Genomic DNA, 16,515 nt, shown 5'->3' on the forward strand with positions numbered 1-16,515 from the left:
AAACGGAGCCGCTGTTGGCTCCGTTTCCTTTCATTATCAGTAAAACTTCTCACTAAAGTTGATAATCAGCATAACAGTAATGAAAAATGCTGATGGTTAACGATTTAGTTATTCATTGATTTTATGGATATAACACTCAGCACTGCGTCAGAGGGAGCACGATATTGCTGTTATTTTATTAACATCATACTCTGGGGCTTGCTGTGGGATTATCGAAATGTTATTAGTTATTTCAGCGTTTTTTTTAGATGAATGTGCTAATTAATAATCAATTGTTAAATTTATGTGCATTTTGGCATGGTGTTGATACCGGACAGGGGCGTCAACTATGACAATCAGGCAATTCATTGATTATTAATGTTTTATTGCCATGAATTTTCATTCGCAAGCCTTTGCCAGTGAGATTTATTTCTAATAAAAGAGAATTGGTTAACAAATTTGTAAAATGTATTGGCGATGAAGAAACGCATTTGGTACTTTCCGGCCAGGTATTTTGCAGAAGAATTGACGTTGATGAGAATGATTTTCACTTGGTTTCTCTCAACAGGGTAATAGCGTGTTTCCGGCAGGGGAGACACGTAGATAATCGACGCAAGGCGGTCGTACGAATCGCCAGAATAAATAAAGTCGGTGATAGCAAGCAGTAAAACAATAAACCACCTGACGGCAGAAAATCTCCGGTGCCGTACAGGGATCCTGACAGGATTAACAGTCTGGTTAAAAAACCAGCCATAATAATGAGGGAGTACAAACACAATGACAAACATCACTAAAAAAAGTTTAGTAGCTGCGGGGATCCTCACTGCGCTAATCGCTGGAAATGTGGCCACGGCGGCAGTTGTGCCAGCGGGTGTGCAGCTTGCTGAAAAGCAGACTCTGGTGCGTAATAACGGTTCGGAAGTTCAGTCTCTCGACCCACATAAAATCGAAGGGGTGCCGGAATCCAACATTAACCGGGACCTGTTTGAAGGTTTATTAATCAGCGATGTCGATGGCAAACCATCGCCGGGCGTGGCTGAGAAATGGGACAATAAAGATTTTAAAGTCTGGACGTTCCATCTGCGTAAAGATGCTAAATGGTCTGACGGTACACCTGTTACCGCGCAAGATTTTGTGTACAGCTGGCAACGTTTGGCTAACCCAAATACTGCCTCACCGTACGCCAGTTATTTGCAGTACGGTCATATCGTCAATATTGATGACATTATCGCCGGTAAAAAGCCGGTCACCGATCTCGGTGTGAAAGCGATTGATGATCATACTTTTGAAGTCACCCTGAGCGAACCTGTTCCTTATTTCTACAAACTGCTCGTGCACTCTTCCGTTTCTCCGGTTCCTAAAGCCGCCGTTGAAAAATACGGCGATAAGTGGACTCAGCCCGCCAACATTGTCACTAACGGTGCGTATAAACTGAAGGACTGGGTGGTTAACGAGCGCATTGTGCTTGAGCGTAATACCAACTACTGGGACAACGCCAAAACCGTTATTAACCAGGTGACCTACCTGCCAATTTCTTCTGAAGTGACTGACGTTAACCGCTATCGCAGCGGTGAAATCGACATGACCTATAACAACATGCCGATCGAGTTATTCCAGAAACTGAAAAAAGAGATCCCGAACGAAGTTCACGTTGACCCGTATCTGTGCACCTATTATTACGAAATCAACAACCAGAAAGCACCGTTCAACGATGTTCGTGTTCGTACCGCTCTGAAGCTGGCGATGGATCGTGACATCATCGTCAACAAAGTGAAAAACCAGGGCGACCTGCCTGCCTATAGCTTTACCCCTCCTTACACCGATGGCGCGAAACTGGTTGAGCCAGAGTGGTTCAAATGGTCACAGGAAAAACGTAATGAAGAAGCGAAGAAACTGCTGGCTGAAGCCGGTTATACCGCTGAAAAACCGTTGACCTTTGACCTGCTGTATAACACCTCAGACCTGCACAAGAAGCTGGCTATCGCCGCAGCTTCTATCTGGAAGAAAAATCTGGGCGCTAACGTCAAGCTGGAAAACCAGGAGTGGAAAACATTCCTCGATACGCGTCATCAGGGCAACTATGATGTTTCACGTGCGGGCTGGTGCGCGGATTACAACGAACCAACTTCCTTCCTGAATATGGTGCTGTCCGACAGCTCCAACAACACTGTTCACTATAAGAGCCCTGCATTTGACAAGCTGATTGCAGATACACTGAAAGTGACAGATGAAGCGCAGCGCAGTGAGCTGTATTCGAAAGCGGAGCAGCAACTGGATAAAGATTCTGCGATTGTACCGGTTTATTACTATGTTAACGCCCGCCTGGTGAAACCATGGGTTGGCGGATACTCCGGTAAAGACCCGATGGATAATATCCATGTAAAAGACTTGTATATTATCAAGCATTAATGGCAAGACGTGGGGCAATCAATTTTGCCCCACAGTGTCTTTTTTCATCGCACTATTCACACCTCTTCGAATGAAAAGGGGGATACCCTAAATAATTCGAGCTGCAGGAAGGCGGCGACGCAACGAATCCCCGGAAGCTTACGAGTAGTAAGTGACCGGGGTGAGTGAGAAAGCCAACGCACCTGCGACTGGAAGTATGACGGGTATAAAGGCACACGCCGGAAGGTACGGGTTATGTTGAAATTTATATTACGTCGCTGTCTGGAAGCGATTCCGACGCTGTTTATTCTTATTACGATTTCATTCTTTATGATGCGCCTTGCGCCGGGAAGCCCATTCACCGGGGAACGCGCATTGCCGCCAGAAGTGCTGGCTAATATAGAAGCGAAATATCATCTCAACGATCCCATCTCCACACAGTATTTCAGCTACCTGAAACAACTGGCGCATGGCGATTTTGGGCCATCCTTTAAATATAAAGATTACACGGTTAACGACCTTGTCGCTTCAAGTTTTCCGGTGTCAGCGAAGCTTGGCGCAGCGGCCTTTATTCTGGCGGTGCTCGTCGGCGTTAGCGCAGGGGTGATCGCCGCGCTGAAGCAAAATACGCGCTGGGACTACACGGTAATGGGGGTCGCGATGACCGGGGTGGTTATCCCCAGTTTCGTCGTTGCTCCCTTATTGGTCATGATATTCGCCATAACGTTGAAATGGCTGCCCGGCGGTGGCTGGAACGGCGGGGCGTTGAAATTTATGATCCTGCCGATGGTGGCGTTATCGCTCGCCTATATCGCCAGTATTGCCCGTATTACCCGCGGCTCAATGATTGAAGTGCTGCACTCAAACTTTATTCGTACCGCGCGCGCCAAAGGGCTGCCGATGCGGCGGATTATTTTCCGCCATGCGTTAAAACCTGCGCTGCTACCCGTGCTGTCTTATATGGGACCGGCATTTGTCGGCATAATCACTGGTTCAATGGTCATTGAAACCATCTATGGTTTGCCGGGCATTGGGCAACTGTTCGTCAATGGCGCCTTAAATCGCGATTATTCGCTGGTCCTGAGTCTGACCATTCTGGTCGGTACGCTGACTATCGTGTTTAACGCGATTGTCGATGTGCTGTATGCCGTTATCGATCCGAAGATTCGTTACTGATACTGGAGCTCGCTATGATGTTAAGTAAGAAAAACAGCGAGGCGCTGGAGAATTTCAGTGAAAAGCTGGAGGTCGAAGGTCGCAGCCTGTGGCAGGACGCACGTCGCCGATTTATGCATAACCGCGCGGCGGTGGCAAGCCTGGTGGTGCTGGTGATTATTGCGCTGTTTGTGACGCTGGCGCCGATGCTGTCGCAGTTTACCTACTTTGATACCGACTGGGGAATGATGTCCAGCGCGCCGGATATGGAGTCCGGGCACTACTTTGGCACCGACTCATCAGGTCGCGACCTGCTGGTGCGTGTGGCGATTGGCGGGCGCATCTCGCTGATGGTTGGCATTGCCGCCGCGTTGGTGGCGGTCGTGGTTGGCACGCTGTATGGTTCTTTGTCGGGTTATCTCGGCGGTAAAATCGACTCGGTAATGATGCGCCTGCTGGAAATCCTCAACTCCTTCCCGTTCATGTTCTTCGTGATCCTGCTGGTGACCTTCTTTGGACAAAACATCCTGCTGATTTTTGTCGCTATCGGAATGGTTTCCTGGCTGGATATGGCGCGTATCGTGCGTGGACAAACGCTGAGTCTGAAGCGCAAAGAGTTTATTGAGGCGGCGCAAGTCGGCGGGGTGTCTACCGTGCGCATCGTTATCCGTCATATTGTGCCAAACGTATTGGGGGTTGTGGTGGTCTACGCCTCGTTGCTGGTGCCCAGCATGATCCTGTTTGAGTCTTTCCTGAGTTTTCTGGGATTAGGGACGCAGGAGCCGTTAAGTAGCTGGGGCGCATTGCTGAGTGATGGCGCCAACTCAATGGAAGTATCGCCATGGCTGTTGCTGTTCCCGGCCGGTTTCCTGGTGGTTACTTTGTTCTGTTTTAACTTTATTGGCGATGGCCTGCGTGATGCCCTCGACCCGAAAGACCGTTAAGGAGCGCCGCCATGAGCGTAATTGAGACCGCAACCGCGCCGCTCGCGCAACAACAGGCTAACGCACTGCTGAACGTTAAGGATTTGCGCGTGACGTTTGCCACCCCCGATGGCGATGTTACTGCAGTAAACGATTTAAACTTTTCCCTGCGAGCCGGAGAAACGTTGGGTATTGTGGGTGAGTCCGGTTCGGGCAAATCGCAAACCGCGTTTGCCCTGATGGGGCTGCTGGCGGCGAATGGCCGTATCGGAGGTTCCGCTACGTTTAACGGGCGTGAAATATTGAATTTACCGGAGCACGAGCTGAACAAACTGCGCGCCGAGCAAATCTCAATGATTTTTCAGGATCCGATGACCTCTCTGAATCCGTACATGCGGGTCGGAGAGCAACTGATGGAAGTGCTCATGCTGCACAAAGGCATGAGTAAAGCAGAAGCGTTTGAAGAGTCAGTAAAAATGCTGGATGCGGTGAAAATGCCGGAAGCGCGCAAGCGCATGAAAATGTATCCGCATGAATTCTCTGGCGGAATGCGTCAGCGCGTAATGATCGCCATGGCGCTGCTGTGCAGACCAAAATTATTGATCGCCGATGAGCCGACTACCGCGCTCGATGTTACGGTACAGGCGCAAATTATGACGCTGCTGAATGAACTGAAAAGTGAATTTAACACCGCAATTATCATGATCACCCACGATCTGGGGGTTGTCGCCGGTATTTGTGACAAAGTGCTGGTGATGTACGCCGGACGAACCATGGAATATGGCAGTGCACGGGATGTCTTTTATAAGCCCGTTCATCCGTATTCAATTGGTTTGCTGAATGCCGTACCGCGTCTGGACGCCGAAGGGGAAGAGATGTTGACTATCCCGGGCAATCCGCCGAACCTGCTGCGTCTGCCAAAAGGCTGTCCGTTCCAGCCGCGCTGCCCGCATGCGATGGAAATCTGTAGCAGTGCCCCACCACTGGAGGAATTTAGTCCGGGCCGTCTGCGCGCCTGCTTTAAACCGGTGGAGGAACTGGTATGAATACGGTCACCGAACAACGAAAAGTACTCCTTGAAATTGCCGATCTCAAAGTTCATTTCGACATTAAGGATGGTAAGCAGTGGTTCTGGCAACCGTCGAAATCCCTGAAAGCGGTTGATGGCGTCACCCTGCGATTGTATGAAGGTGAAACCCTTGGCGTGGTGGGGGAATCCGGCTGCGGAAAATCGACCTTTGCTCGGGCGATTATCGGTCTGGTGAAAGCCACTGATGGAAAGGTCGCCTGGCTGGGGAAAGATTTGTTGGGTATGAAACCTGATGAATGGCGTGAGGTGCGCAGTGATATCCAGATGATTTTCCAGGATCCGCTGGCGTCATTAAACCCGCGTATGACCATTGGTGAAATTATTGCCGAGCCGTTGCGGACTTATCATCCGAAACTGCCGGGGCAGGAAGTCCGTGACCGCGTGAAGGCAATGATGATGAAGGTTGGGTTGCTGCCAAACCTGATTAACCGTTACCCGCATGAGTTTTCCGGCGGCCAATGTCAGCGTATCGGTATTGCCCGCGCGCTGATTCTCGAACCGAAACTGATTATCTGTGATGAACCGGTTTCTGCGCTGGACGTATCCATTCAGGCTCAGGTCGTCAACCTCCTGCAGCAGCTACAGCGTGAAATGGGGCTGTCATTAATTTTCATTGCCCACGACCTGGCAGTGGTTAAGCATATCTCCGATCGCGTACTGGTGATGTATCTCGGACACGCAGTGGAATTAGGCACCTATGACGAGGTGTACCATAATCCGCTGCACCCCTATACCAAAGCGCTAATGTCTGCTGTGCCGATCCCCGATCCGGATATGGAAAGGAACAAAGTTATCCAGTTGCTGGAAGGCGAGTTGCCGTCGCCGATTAATCCTCCTTCGGGCTGTGTGTTCCGTACGCGCTGCCCGATTGCCGGACCAGAGTGTGCAAAAACACGCCCGGTTCTTGAAGGCAGTTTTCGACACGCCGTTTCCTGCCTGAAAGTAGACCCGCTATAATCGAGAGGGCTGACAAAGGTCAGCCCTTCTTTTTGGTGAGGTATTTGTGTCTGGCTTAGTTTCTTCTGTTCGCCGTACGCTTTATCGTACATTATTTGATTTAGACACACGCTCGGGGCGCCGTTTTGAAGGTATGTGCGCACTGTTCGCGCTGCTCAGCGTGATTGTTATCTTCGTTGAGTCCGGGGTCGGGACGCAATACCATTTGACCTTTGAGGAGTGGCGCGTATTTGTCTGGCTGGAAGTCTTTATCACTCTGGTCTTTACTCTCGAATATCTGTTGCGATTATGCTGCTGGGCTAATCCCGCTAAATATGTATTTAGCTTCTGGGGGATTATTGATCTTGCCACCATTCTGCCACTGTATGTGATGTGGTTATGGCCGGAAATCAGTCTGAGTTATGTTTTCGCCTGGCGGGCGATGCGTGTCCTGCGTGTACTGCGAATTCTCAAACTGCTGCGCTTTATGCCTTCTCTGCGTATATTCTGGAGCGCAATAAAAAGCGCCCGGCATCAGCTAATCTTGTTCTATTCATTTATTGCCATTCTGATGATTGTATTCGGCGCGCTAATGTATCTGATTGAAGGACCCAAATATGGTTTTAGTACGCTGAATGCATCAGTGTATTGGGCCATCGTCACGGTAACCACCGTCGGCTATGGCGATATCACGCCCCACACGCCGCTCGGGCGCATGGTAGCGTCAGTGCTGATTTTGATCGGTTATTCCGTGATTGCGATCCCGACAGGTTTGATAACGACGCATATGAGCAGTGCGTTCCAGCATCGGCAGAATCAGCGTAAATGTCCGCAGTGTCAGCAAAGTCAGCATGAGCACAGCGCGCAGTTTTGTAACCGGTGCGGAAGCAAATTACCGGGCTAAAAGAAAAAAAGCTGCGAGAGCAGCTTTTTTTAATTATTCGCGCCAGAGAATGTGGCAGAGCTTGTGATCTTTTTCGCGACACAACAGAACGCGGGCAAAAATGTCGTTAATCTCGCCGTCTTCTGTATCTGCCAGACCAATCACCACTTCGGCAAAGAAGTCAGGATTCAGGTCAAAATCGACGTGTTCCTGCCAGTCCTCTGCCGGGTCAAATAATTCTGCACCGCCGCGCTCTTCAAACTGCAAATTGAACAGAATGATATCTGCCGGATCGAGGTTGTCCGCAGCCAGTTCGAGAAAAATATCGTAAGCCTGCTCAAGCGTTTCGTCTTCGGTCAGGCGGTTGTTCAAATCCATATCCATAATGACTACCTGTTTACTGTCTGATTGGCACGTTTTACAGCAACGGGCTAAAGAAGTAAAACAGTCGCTCGGCAATCCGCTGCCAGAGTGGTCGTTTTACCCACAAACGAGCGTCAAGAAGGCGTGAACGAGAAATATAATCATCCTGCACTGCGGCGAGGTCGCCCCCGAATCCTGCGTCATCAATAACCAGCGTGATTTCAAAATTCAGCCACAAACTGCGCATATCCAGGTTAACGGTACCGACCAGGCTCAGTTCGCCATCAACCAGTACGCTCTTGGTGTGCAGCAAGCCGCCTTCGAACTGATATATTTTGACGCCCGCAGCCAGCAGTTCGGTGAAAAATGCCCGGCTTGCCCAGCCAACCAGCAGGGAATCATTCTTACGCGGAAGAATGATACTGACGTCGACCCCACGCTGTGCGGCCGTACAGATCGCATGCAGTAAATCATCGCTGGGGACGAAATAGGGCGTGGTCATAATTAAATATTCACGCGCCGAATAAGCAGCAGTTAATAGCGCCTGATGGATCAAATCTTCAGGAAAACCTGGTCCTGAGGCGATAGTGTGAATGGTGTGACCGCTGGCCTGCTCAAACGGCATGATATTGATATCCGGCGGCGGGGGTAAAATGCGTTTCCCGGTTTCAATTTCCCAGTCGCAGGAATAGACGATGCCCATCGCGGTGGCAACAGGTCCTTCCATTCTCGCCATTAAATCGACCCATTGACCCACGCCCGCATCCTGCTTAAAGAAGCGCGGGTCGACCATGTTCATGCTGCCGGTATAAGCAATATAGTTGTCGATCATCACCATCTTACGGTGTTGGCGCAGGTCCATCCGGCGCAAAAACACACGCATCAGGTTAACCTTGAGGGCTTCGACGACTTCAATACCCGCGTTACGCATCATCGCCGCCCACGGGCTGCGGAAGAATGCCACGCTGCCCGCAGAGTCCAGCATCAGGCGGCAGTGAACGCCTCTTCTGGCGGCCGCCATTAACGACTCGGCAACCTGATCGGCCATACCTCCCGGTTGCCAGATGTAGAACACCATCTCGATATTATGACGCGCCAGTTGAATATCACGGATCAGCGCCTGCATCACGTCATCGGAACTGGTGAGCAGCTGCAGTTGATTCCCCTTAACGCCGGCGATTCCCTGACGACGCTCGCACAGCTTAAATAATGAAGAAGCAACGCTGCTGTTTTCCTGTGCGAAAATATGTTCACAGGCTTTGAGGTCGTTCAGCCATTTGGCCGTGGAAGGCCACATTGCCCGGGCGCGTTCGGCGCGGCGTTTACCCAGGTGGAGTTCACCGAAGGACAGATAAGCTATGATCCCTACCAATGGCAGTATATAGATGATCAACAGCCATGCCATTGCGGAGGGCACTGCGCGTCGCTTCATTAGAATGCGTAATGTGACGCCAGCAATGAGTACCCAGTAACCCAGAATGACCAGCCAACTCACCACGGTGTAGAAGGTTGTCATAAATTTAAAAATCCTTTTGAAAGCGTATTGTTAAGAGTTTACGCATCAGGATAAATCTGGCAAATAAAAACACGGGAAAACCACTGGCCTGCATTCGGTGTGGCGTTATAATGGCCGCTCAGTGACTGGAAGAGTAGTTAACATGAAGCGTAGTAGAACGGAAGTGGGACGCTGGCGGATGCAGCGTCAGGCTAGCCGCCGTAAAGCACGTTGGCTTGAAGGACAATCGCGTCGTAACATGCGTATCCATAGCATCAGAAAGTGTATTCTGAATCATCAACGTAACTCGTTGCTGTTTGCAATCCACAGTATCTGATCTCAAAAGGGCACCGCTGGTGGTGCCCAATGTCTGCTTTCGTTCTGTTTTTAAAATACTTTCTTGTACGGTTTTACTGAAACCTGCGCGTAAACGCCTGCTGCGACATAGGGGTCGGCTTCTGCCCACGCCTGCGCTGCTTCTAAAGATTCAAATTCTGCAATTACCGTCGAGCCGGTAAACCCCGCGACACCCGGATCGTTACTGTCAACTGCTGGCATCGGTCCTGCCGTGAGCAGTCGTCCTTCGTCATGCAGGAGTTGCAGACGGGCCAGATGAGCAGGGCGCACGGAAAGGCGTTTGTCGAGAGAGTCTGCGATATCTTGAGCATAAATAACGTACAGCACGGGTAGAGCTCCTTAATCGGTAAAAGTCGTTAATTACGTTATTGGAAAGGCATGCCAACTGCAACGTAAAGATAACGGATTTGTTAAGACCACATTGTGATGAAGGTTTTTTTACATAAAATCGTGTTTTAAATGCGGCTTACTGCCCAGGTCTTATTGAATATGATTGCTATTTGCATTTAAAATCAGGGCCTGGTTTTTTAACTGAAACGATTATGACTTCAATGACCCTTGATTTACCTCGTCGCTTTCCCTGGCCAACGTTACTTTCCGTCGGCATCCATGGTGCTGTAGTGGCGGGTCTATTGTATACCTCGGTACATCAGGTTATTGAACTGCCTGCGCCAGCGCAGCCGATCTCCGTTACCATGGTCGCGCCTGCCGATCTCGAACCGCCCCAGGCCGTTCAGCCGCCGCCGGAACCCGTAGTCGAGCCAGAACCGGAACCAGAGCCAATCCCGGAGCCGCCAAAAGAGGCGCCGGTAGTGATTGAGAAACCGAAGCCCAAGCCTAAACCGAAGCCAAAACCGGTGAAAAAAGTGGTAGAGCAGCCCAAACGTGATGCTAAACCCGCAGAGCCGCGCCCGGCATCCCCATTTGAAAATACGGCGCCTGCGCGTCCAACGACCAGTACTGCGCCGGCAACCAGTAAAGCAGCGGTAAGTGCGCCAGCAGGTCCTCGCGCTTTAAGCCGTAATCAGCCGCAGTATCCTGCGCGAGCGCAAGCGCTACGCATAGAAGGTCGTGTTAAAGTTAAATTTGATGTGACGCCGGATGGCCGTGTTGAAAACGTGGAAATTCTGTCCGCGCAGCCGGCGAATATGTTTGAGCGTGAAGTGAAAAATGCGATGCGCAGATGGCGCTATGAGGCCGGGAAACCGGGGTCCGGACTGGTAGTGAATATCGTGTTCCGTCTGAACGGCGCAACGCAGATTGAATAAGGCGCAGGCCGGATTTGGCGGTTCGCCGCCATCCGGCAATAAGCAATGAACTGAGTGATTGCCGGAGGGCGATGCTATCGTGACTTATCAGCCCAGGGTAGGGATCGGACGTGGCTTACCGTCTTTATCAACGGCAACATAGATAAACAGGGCTTCGGTGGCTTTGTAGCGCTGGCCGATAGGTTCTGAAGCAACTTTCTTCACCCAGACTTCAATATTAATGCTGATCGAGGTCGTCCCGCGCTTCACGCAGCGCGCATAGCAACAAACCACATCGCCTACGGCAACCGGGCGTAAAAAGCTCATTCCTTCAACGCGCACCGTTACCACACGACCATGTGCGATCTCTTTGGCCTGAATAGCGCCACCTATATCCATTTGTGACATCAGCCAGCCGCCAAAAATATCACCGTTCGCATTGGTATCGGCAGGCATAGCCAGAGTGCGTAAAACCAGTTCACCCTGGGGAGTATTATTCGTTGTTGTCATTGTTGAACCGACTATAGAGAAAGATTACAGGCGCGATGCTACTAGAATTTGCGCGTTGAGAACAGAGGGATGCGGCGTGTGAAGTGGAAGTAAGCCGGGTTAGCGGTAATGAGGAACCTGAGGGGATAAAAATTCGCCAGATCGGTAGATCTGGCGGGCATGTATTACGATTTATCTTCCTGCGGCAGATGGCGGTAAATATAGACACCGCTCAGCAGCGTAAAGAATAAGGTCAGGGCTGTCAGGCCGAATACTTTAAAGTTGACCCAAATATTCTGCGGCAGCCAAAAAGCGATATAGATATTCGCCAGGCCACAGAGAATGAAAAAGACGGCCCAGGCTAAATTAAGCTTCGACCAGACCTGCTGCGGCAGGGTCAGCTCTTTGCCTAACATGCGCTGAATCAGTGGCTTTTTCATCACCCACTGGCTAACCAGCAGCGCACCGGCAAACAGTCCGTAAATCACCGTAACTTTCCACTTAATGAATTCATCGTTGTGGAAGAAGATAGTCAGGCCACCGAACACGGCAACCAGAACAAAGGTGATTAACGCCATCTTCTCGACCTTGCGGTAGCGAACCCAGCTGTAAATCAAAACCACAGCCGTCGCGACAATCAGTGCCGAGGTCGCCGCGTAGATGTCGTAAAGCTTATAAAAGGCAAAAAAGACAACCAGCGGTAAAAAATCAAGAAACTGCTTCATTCTTCATTCCGTCATCAAAAGCACCAGGCCTGCGCCCGGTATGCGTTCAGGGTTTATTGGCGAATCAGCATGTACAGGCGGAACAAATAGATCAGCAACACGGCGGAGATCATATTGCTCAGCGTATTCGCCAATACCGCGCCTACGTTCGGCGTAAGTACCGCAAAACTTGGCGCAAAAAGCAACAGCAGCGTTTTAGCCAGCAGCCAACCGATCACTGCCGGCGCGACCAGTCGCATATTAGACCATGTCAGACGCATACTGTTGCGCATTGCGGCAAAGACACCCATTTTATCCTGTACCAACATCACCGGTGCGAGAGCTAACAGGATAGCCAGCAGAATACCGGGTACGACCACCAGCATAATACCGATTTGCACCAGCAGAGTAGTCAGAAAAATCAGAATAAACAGCTTGGGCAACACTGGCGCACTGGCGCCGATGGCGCGTAACGCGCTGACCCGATGACCTGCTGAAATCAGCTGAATCATCAGGATGATACCTCCCGCGAGGATGGCATTACCAATCAGGCCTGAAAATGTCGACGCCGCGGAAGCGCGTAGCAGAATTTGCTGTTGCTCCGGGCTCATATTTTGTACCAGATCGAACAGACCCACGCTACTGGTTAACTGATCCCCTTCACTGAGCTGCGCAATTTGTGCGTCACTGGGAGAAAAGGCATGCCCTAACACCACTGTGATAAACGCGCACAACAACGATACCAGCAAGATGGTAATGAATTGATTACGGAAAAAGTTTCCCGTGTCACGGTAAACGGATTTCGCCGTGATAGACATGCACTCTCCTTGAGTTTTGCAGGTGTTCATTTGCGGGCAATTGTACCCTGGATAACTCTACAGTGGCAGCATCGCGCGATGTATGGAAAGGCATATCTTTGTAAAGCTCCGGTAATTTTTGGCTATCACTTCAGCGTTATGCAAGAACGCTGATTGTTCTCTGCGCATCATGGGCAAATAAGCAACGCTTGCCATCAGCGAGTATCGGATACTTGCATGGCGAAAATATATCAAAATTGATCTGAATTAATTTAACCAGGATTTTGAATGCAAGTTCTAACTTAATCTGGATCAATAAATGTTAAATTATCAAAGTCAATGTGATCCAGGTAAGATCACTTATTACTCCAATGTGGGTATATTTGTTCCGCTTTTATAACCATAACGATGGAGCGGACATGAAAAAATTAACAGTTGCAGCAGTGGCTTTAACAACTCTTCTCTCTGGTAACGCATTTGCGCATGAGGCTGGAGAATTCTTCATTCGTGCGGGTTCTGCCACCGTCAGGCCGACGGAAGGCGCGGGGGGGACGCTGGGAAGCTTAGGTGGCTTTGATGTCAGTAATAACACCCAACTGGGTCTGACATTCACCTACATGGCAACCGACAATATCGGTGTTGAATTACTGGCAGCCACGCCGTTCCGTCACAAAATTGGGACTGCCGCGACGGGCGATATTGCCACTGTTCACCACTTGCCACCGACGTTAATGGCGCAGTGGTACTTCGGTGACTCCAGCAGCAAACTGCGTCCTTATGTTGGTGTTGGTGTGAACTACACCACCTTCTTCGACGAAAGTTTTAACGATAACGGCAAAAAAACCGGCTTATCGGACCTGAGCCTGAAAGATTCCTGGGGGGCGGCAGGGCAAGTCGGTATGGACTATCTGATTAACCGCGACTGGCTGATTAACATGTCGGTCTGGTACATGGATATCGACACCACCGCAAGTTATAAAATGGGTGGCGTCCAGCAGCGAGACAGCGTGCGTCTCGATCCGTGGGTGTTTATGTTCTCTGCGGGTTATCGTTTTTAAGCTCTTCTGCAAAGCCCTTCTGCAAAACTGGTCATTTGATGACCAGTTTTGCCAACTCTTCAGCATTAACGAACATCATTCCAATGGTATTTTTTACCCGTTGTGTCCATGATGAAAATCTCCTTTTGGTAGTTTATTAACCAGGATTTCATAGACTTTTTCGCGTTGCCCTGACGATGGATGCCAAGCCACAATTCTGCAAGAGAGTTAAGATCATCGGCAGACCACGGCGTATTATAATCTCCAGTGAACTTTGTTTTCTCATCGACTAAATGGCTGTACCAAATATACATCGGGATTTGTAATGCCTCTTTAGGCGGTCTAACACCACCATGAGAATAAACCACCGAGCGAGCAGGATCACGGATCAGCGCATGATCGGAAAAATACATTACTGATGAGCGAGTGTTTTCCAGTGCATTGAATATATTACCCATCAGTTCATCAGTATAGCGAATTGAGTTATCATAACAATCGTCAGCTTTACTCTGGCCAAATAAGACAGTATGACTTTCTGGAAAACGTTGACAGGAAGGTTCATGACTGCCATATAAATGCAGGACAATAAGTTTCTTACCTGGCTTCTGCAATGCCTTATGTAATAACGGTAACAACGCCTCATCATAGCCATATTCTATCCATTCATGCTGATGTGCATTCATGGCAATCCCGGTAATTATATTGTTATGCGCCCCTCCATTTCCCTGGCGACTGTACCAGTATGTATCATAGCCAGCCTGGTTGGTGATATTAATAATATTATCGCTGTAATTACGCGGGTGACGGGCTTGCACTGAGTCAGCAGTAAGTGCCAGGGGGACGGCCATGATTGTTACCGGTGCAGGCGCAATCGCGTTATTAAACAGTAAAAGTTGCTGCTTTTGTTTGATAAGTTCAGGGGTGGTATCCCTTGTGTATCCATATATCCCCATATTTAACGCACGCGCAGATTCCCCGACGATCAGTATATAGTTTTCGATCCCGGTATCAGTTACTGTTATCTTATAATTGGGAATGTTTGTACCGATATCAGAAATTATGGCGTTATCTTGCATAGCCTGCATAAACTCTTTTCCGGTACTTACTGGAGTAGAGCGGATGACTCGTTGCACCAGACTTTCAACATTACTTTTCCTTATCTGGTGGAGATAAGCTTGCGAAAACAAAAAGAAAATTATTAAGCCCAAAATAACTATTGGGTAGTGACGAAATCGATAGGGTACAGGTCTCGCGCCAGTGTTTATAGAGTAAATAAAAAACATTACAAGTGTAAAGAACGTAACACAGTCGCGCCAATATAATCTCAGCATCGCTATTGCTTCACTGGGAGTTGTGTTCAAAACACTTAACGCAAATCCATAACTAAATTCTGAGTTGTAATTATTCCAGGCATGCAATTGAAGAGTGATATCAGCTGCGACGGGTATTAAAATTAAAACAGCCAGAATATTTCTGAAAAAAACATACTGTAGGCATCGTAATGAAAGCATGATCATGAAAAACACAAGCGTCCGATTAATTACAGTGTTATATTTTGCAGTTAATATATTAACACTGGCAATAATTAACACAGAAATAATTAGCGGAATAATTTTAAGTGGGCGTAAACCACTTCTGACCATTTGAAGATTAAATTGGATAGACATGATTTTTAATTTATGGACCCAGATATCCTGACAAACAAAATATGTTTTAAACATAAGAATTTTCTTCTTATGTGCTTTTATTGTTTACTCATGCAATTATTGAGGGTGAATAAGTTACATGTAGCAACCTCACAGACCTGTCTCAGGTGTGATCGCCGTTATGTCGTTTTATTCAATGCTATTTAGTTGTTATCCTGTGGTTTGATCCCTTTGGCTTTCTGAATATTTTTAAAAGGTGAATTTGAGTTAAGTGCAAATAGTCCTGGAGCATCCTGCATTTATAAACAATTAATTCACACGTTAATAACATGACCTAAGTGAAATTATTATGGCCTTGCAAAAATAACGCTATTACTCAGACACTATAACGATTTTAGTCTTGATGAGCCAATGTAATATTCACATTTAATATGATATCTATGTAAATCATTACTAAAACTTTATGATATTGATGCATTCAGCGTTTCGCTGCTCATCTCTTAAACATTGCAAACAACGGCAACATCTCAGATCGAATGTGGGATGGGCAGAGCTATTCGCTACCTATGAATATGTTCTGTAAAAATACGAGGGTACCGTGCCCGGTTTCAGCCATAACTGTGAAGGCTGTGATTAAGATTTGCCCCCTGAATCGTCAGTGGCGTATTTCTCTTCTTCGATGTAATGCTACTCTTTAAGCAAACTGGCTTTGAGGGTATTGACGATGCTAACCCGCCATCAACTCCAACAAAAAATCACGCTTCTGGAACCGTTCACCGGCGATGATACGGCCGAGTTTGCCGTAAGCGTGGCTCGTGAGCTGCTGAATTACATGGATAAAATGGAGATTCTGGAGAAACTTATGGCCACTCCGGTTAAACTGCCTTATTGCAGCGCCAGCCCGGTTTGTGAGATTGAAGCGGGGTACGCCGCCGGTGTGAACGACTGCCGTGAGGCTATCCGTCGGGCAGGGTATCCCATTGAAGGCGATGCTTAGTTTGCATTTATGTTAACAAATATGTGCTT

17 protein-coding genes and 1 pseudogene are annotated in these 16,515 nt (G+C 48.7%); 10 read left to right on the forward strand and 8 right to left on the reverse strand.

Translation table 11 applies throughout. The annotated features are described in order from the left end of the window. Positions 1 to 756 precede the first annotated feature (756 nt). The 6 genes from oppA (at position 757) to M4I31_RS10590 (ending at position 7,375) form a co-directional block, all read left to right on the forward strand. A complete protein-coding gene (gene oppA / locus M4I31_RS10565) occupies positions 757 to 2,388 on the forward strand; it encodes an oligopeptide ABC transporter substrate-binding protein OppA (protein ID WP_069324647.1) in 1,632 nt (543 codons plus the stop codon). A 234-nt stretch (positions 2,389 to 2,622) separates the two neighbouring features. Continuing rightward, the gene (gene oppB / locus M4I31_RS10570; RefSeq protein WP_003020708.1) at positions 2,623 to 3,543 is read left to right on the forward strand and encodes an oligopeptide ABC transporter permease OppB; all 921 of its coding nucleotides are present in this window, start codon (positions 2,623 to 2,625) and stop codon (positions 3,541 to 3,543) included. 14 nt (positions 3,544 to 3,557) lie between these two features. Continuing rightward, positions 3,558 to 4,466 carry an oligopeptide ABC transporter permease OppC gene (gene oppC / locus M4I31_RS10575; RefSeq protein ID WP_008784950.1) on the forward strand — a complete coding sequence of 303 codons (909 nt, stop codon included), beginning with the start codon at positions 3,558 to 3,560 and terminating at the stop codon, positions 4,464 to 4,466. A gap of 11 nt (positions 4,467 to 4,477) precedes the next feature. After that, positions 4,478 to 5,491, forward strand: a complete 1,014-nt coding sequence (gene oppD / locus M4I31_RS10580; RefSeq protein WP_038641097.1) for a murein tripeptide/oligopeptide ABC transporter ATP-binding protein OppD — start codon at positions 4,478 to 4,480, stop codon at positions 5,489 to 5,491. Further along, entirely contained in the window at positions 5,488 to 6,492 is a 1,005-nt protein-coding gene (gene oppF, locus M4I31_RS10585) for a murein tripeptide/oligopeptide ABC transporter ATP-binding protein OppF (RefSeq protein WP_006684288.1), read from the forward strand. Before oppD ends, oppF begins: the two co-directional genes overlap by 4 nt. A 46-nt stretch (positions 6,493 to 6,538) precedes the next feature. Beyond that, positions 6,539 to 7,375, forward strand: a complete 837-nt coding sequence (locus M4I31_RS10590; RefSeq protein ID WP_038641095.1) for an ion transporter — start codon at positions 6,539 to 6,541, stop codon at positions 7,373 to 7,375. A gap of 33 nt (positions 7,376 to 7,408) precedes the next feature. Here the strand turns inward: M4I31_RS10590 and M4I31_RS10595 are convergent, their stop codons facing one another. Both M4I31_RS10595 and cls read right to left on the reverse strand, forming a co-directional pair. Continuing rightward, entirely contained in the window at positions 7,409 to 7,738 is a 330-nt protein-coding gene (locus M4I31_RS10595) for an HI1450 family dsDNA-mimic protein (RefSeq protein WP_003020691.1), read from the reverse strand. Between the two features lie 34 nt (positions 7,739 to 7,772). Further along, positions 7,773 to 9,233 carry a cardiolipin synthase gene (cls, locus tag M4I31_RS10600; protein ID WP_250856868.1) on the reverse strand — a complete coding sequence of 487 codons (1,461 nt, stop codon included), beginning with the start codon at positions 9,231 to 9,233 and terminating at the stop codon, positions 7,773 to 7,775. A 142-nt stretch (positions 9,234 to 9,375) separates the two neighbouring features. Here cls and M4I31_RS10605 point away from each other — a divergent pair, with 142 nt between their 5' ends. Continuing rightward, positions 9,376 to 9,549, forward strand: a complete 174-nt coding sequence (locus M4I31_RS10605; RefSeq protein ID WP_087856120.1) for a YciY family protein — start codon at positions 9,376 to 9,378, stop codon at positions 9,547 to 9,549. A gap of 50 nt (positions 9,550 to 9,599) precedes the next feature. Here the strand turns inward: M4I31_RS10605 and M4I31_RS10610 are convergent, their stop codons facing one another. Beyond that, positions 9,600 to 9,896, reverse strand: a complete 297-nt coding sequence (locus M4I31_RS10610; RefSeq protein ID WP_006684292.1) for a YciI family protein — start codon at positions 9,894 to 9,896, stop codon at positions 9,600 to 9,602. Between the two features lie 224 nt (positions 9,897 to 10,120). Here M4I31_RS10610 and tonB point away from each other — a divergent pair, with 224 nt between their 5' ends. Then, complete coding sequence (tonB, locus tag M4I31_RS10615) at positions 10,121 to 10,837, forward strand: TonB system transport protein TonB (protein ID WP_038643203.1); 717 nt, start codon at positions 10,121 to 10,123, stop codon at positions 10,835 to 10,837. An 87-nt stretch (positions 10,838 to 10,924) separates the two neighbouring features. Here tonB and yciA read toward each other — a convergent pair whose 3' ends face one another. The 4 genes and pseudogenes from yciA to M4I31_RS10635 all read right to left on the reverse strand — a co-directional run. Continuing rightward, complete coding sequence (gene yciA / locus M4I31_RS10620) at positions 10,925 to 11,326, reverse strand: acyl-CoA thioester hydrolase YciA (protein WP_038640996.1); 402 nt, start codon at positions 11,324 to 11,326, stop codon at positions 10,925 to 10,927. A 164-nt stretch (positions 11,327 to 11,490) separates the two neighbouring features. Continuing rightward, positions 11,491 to 12,030, reverse strand: a complete 540-nt coding sequence (locus M4I31_RS10625) for a septation protein A (RefSeq protein WP_069324644.1) — start codon at positions 12,028 to 12,030, stop codon at positions 11,491 to 11,493. 53 nt (positions 12,031 to 12,083) lie between these two features. Further along, positions 12,084 to 12,827, reverse strand: a complete 744-nt coding sequence (locus M4I31_RS10630; RefSeq protein WP_085048092.1) for a YciC family protein — start codon at positions 12,825 to 12,827, stop codon at positions 12,084 to 12,086. 28 nt (positions 12,828 to 12,855) lie between these two features. After that, a pseudogene (locus tag M4I31_RS10635) lies at positions 12,856 to 12,942 on the reverse strand (YkgJ family cysteine cluster protein); the annotation flags it as partial. Positions 12,943 to 13,225: 283 nt separating this feature from the next. Here M4I31_RS10635 and ompW point away from each other — a divergent pair. Beyond that, complete coding sequence (gene ompW, locus M4I31_RS10640; protein ID WP_038640990.1) at positions 13,226 to 13,864, forward strand: outer membrane protein OmpW; 639 nt, start codon at positions 13,226 to 13,228, stop codon at positions 13,862 to 13,864. Between the two features lie 65 nt (positions 13,865 to 13,929). On the opposite strand, the gene M4I31_RS10645 is transcribed toward ompW, so the two are convergent. Further along, positions 13,930 to 15,564 carry a phosphoethanolamine transferase gene (locus tag M4I31_RS10645; RefSeq protein WP_320204151.1) on the reverse strand — a complete coding sequence of 545 codons (1,635 nt, stop codon included), beginning with the start codon at positions 15,562 to 15,564 and terminating at the stop codon, positions 13,930 to 13,932. A 649-nt stretch (positions 15,565 to 16,213) separates the two neighbouring features. On the opposite strand from M4I31_RS10645, the gene M4I31_RS10650 reads away from it, so the two are divergent. After that, positions 16,214 to 16,486: a hypothetical protein gene (locus M4I31_RS10650; RefSeq protein WP_085048093.1), complete on the forward strand. Its 273-nt coding sequence runs from the start codon at positions 16,214 to 16,216 to the stop codon at positions 16,484 to 16,486. Positions 16,487 to 16,515 lie beyond the last annotated feature (29 nt).

Source organism: Citrobacter sp. XT1-2-2, assembly GCF_023516235.1.
Taxonomy (GTDB): domain Bacteria; phylum Pseudomonadota; class Gammaproteobacteria; order Enterobacterales; family Enterobacteriaceae; genus Citrobacter; species Citrobacter werkmanii.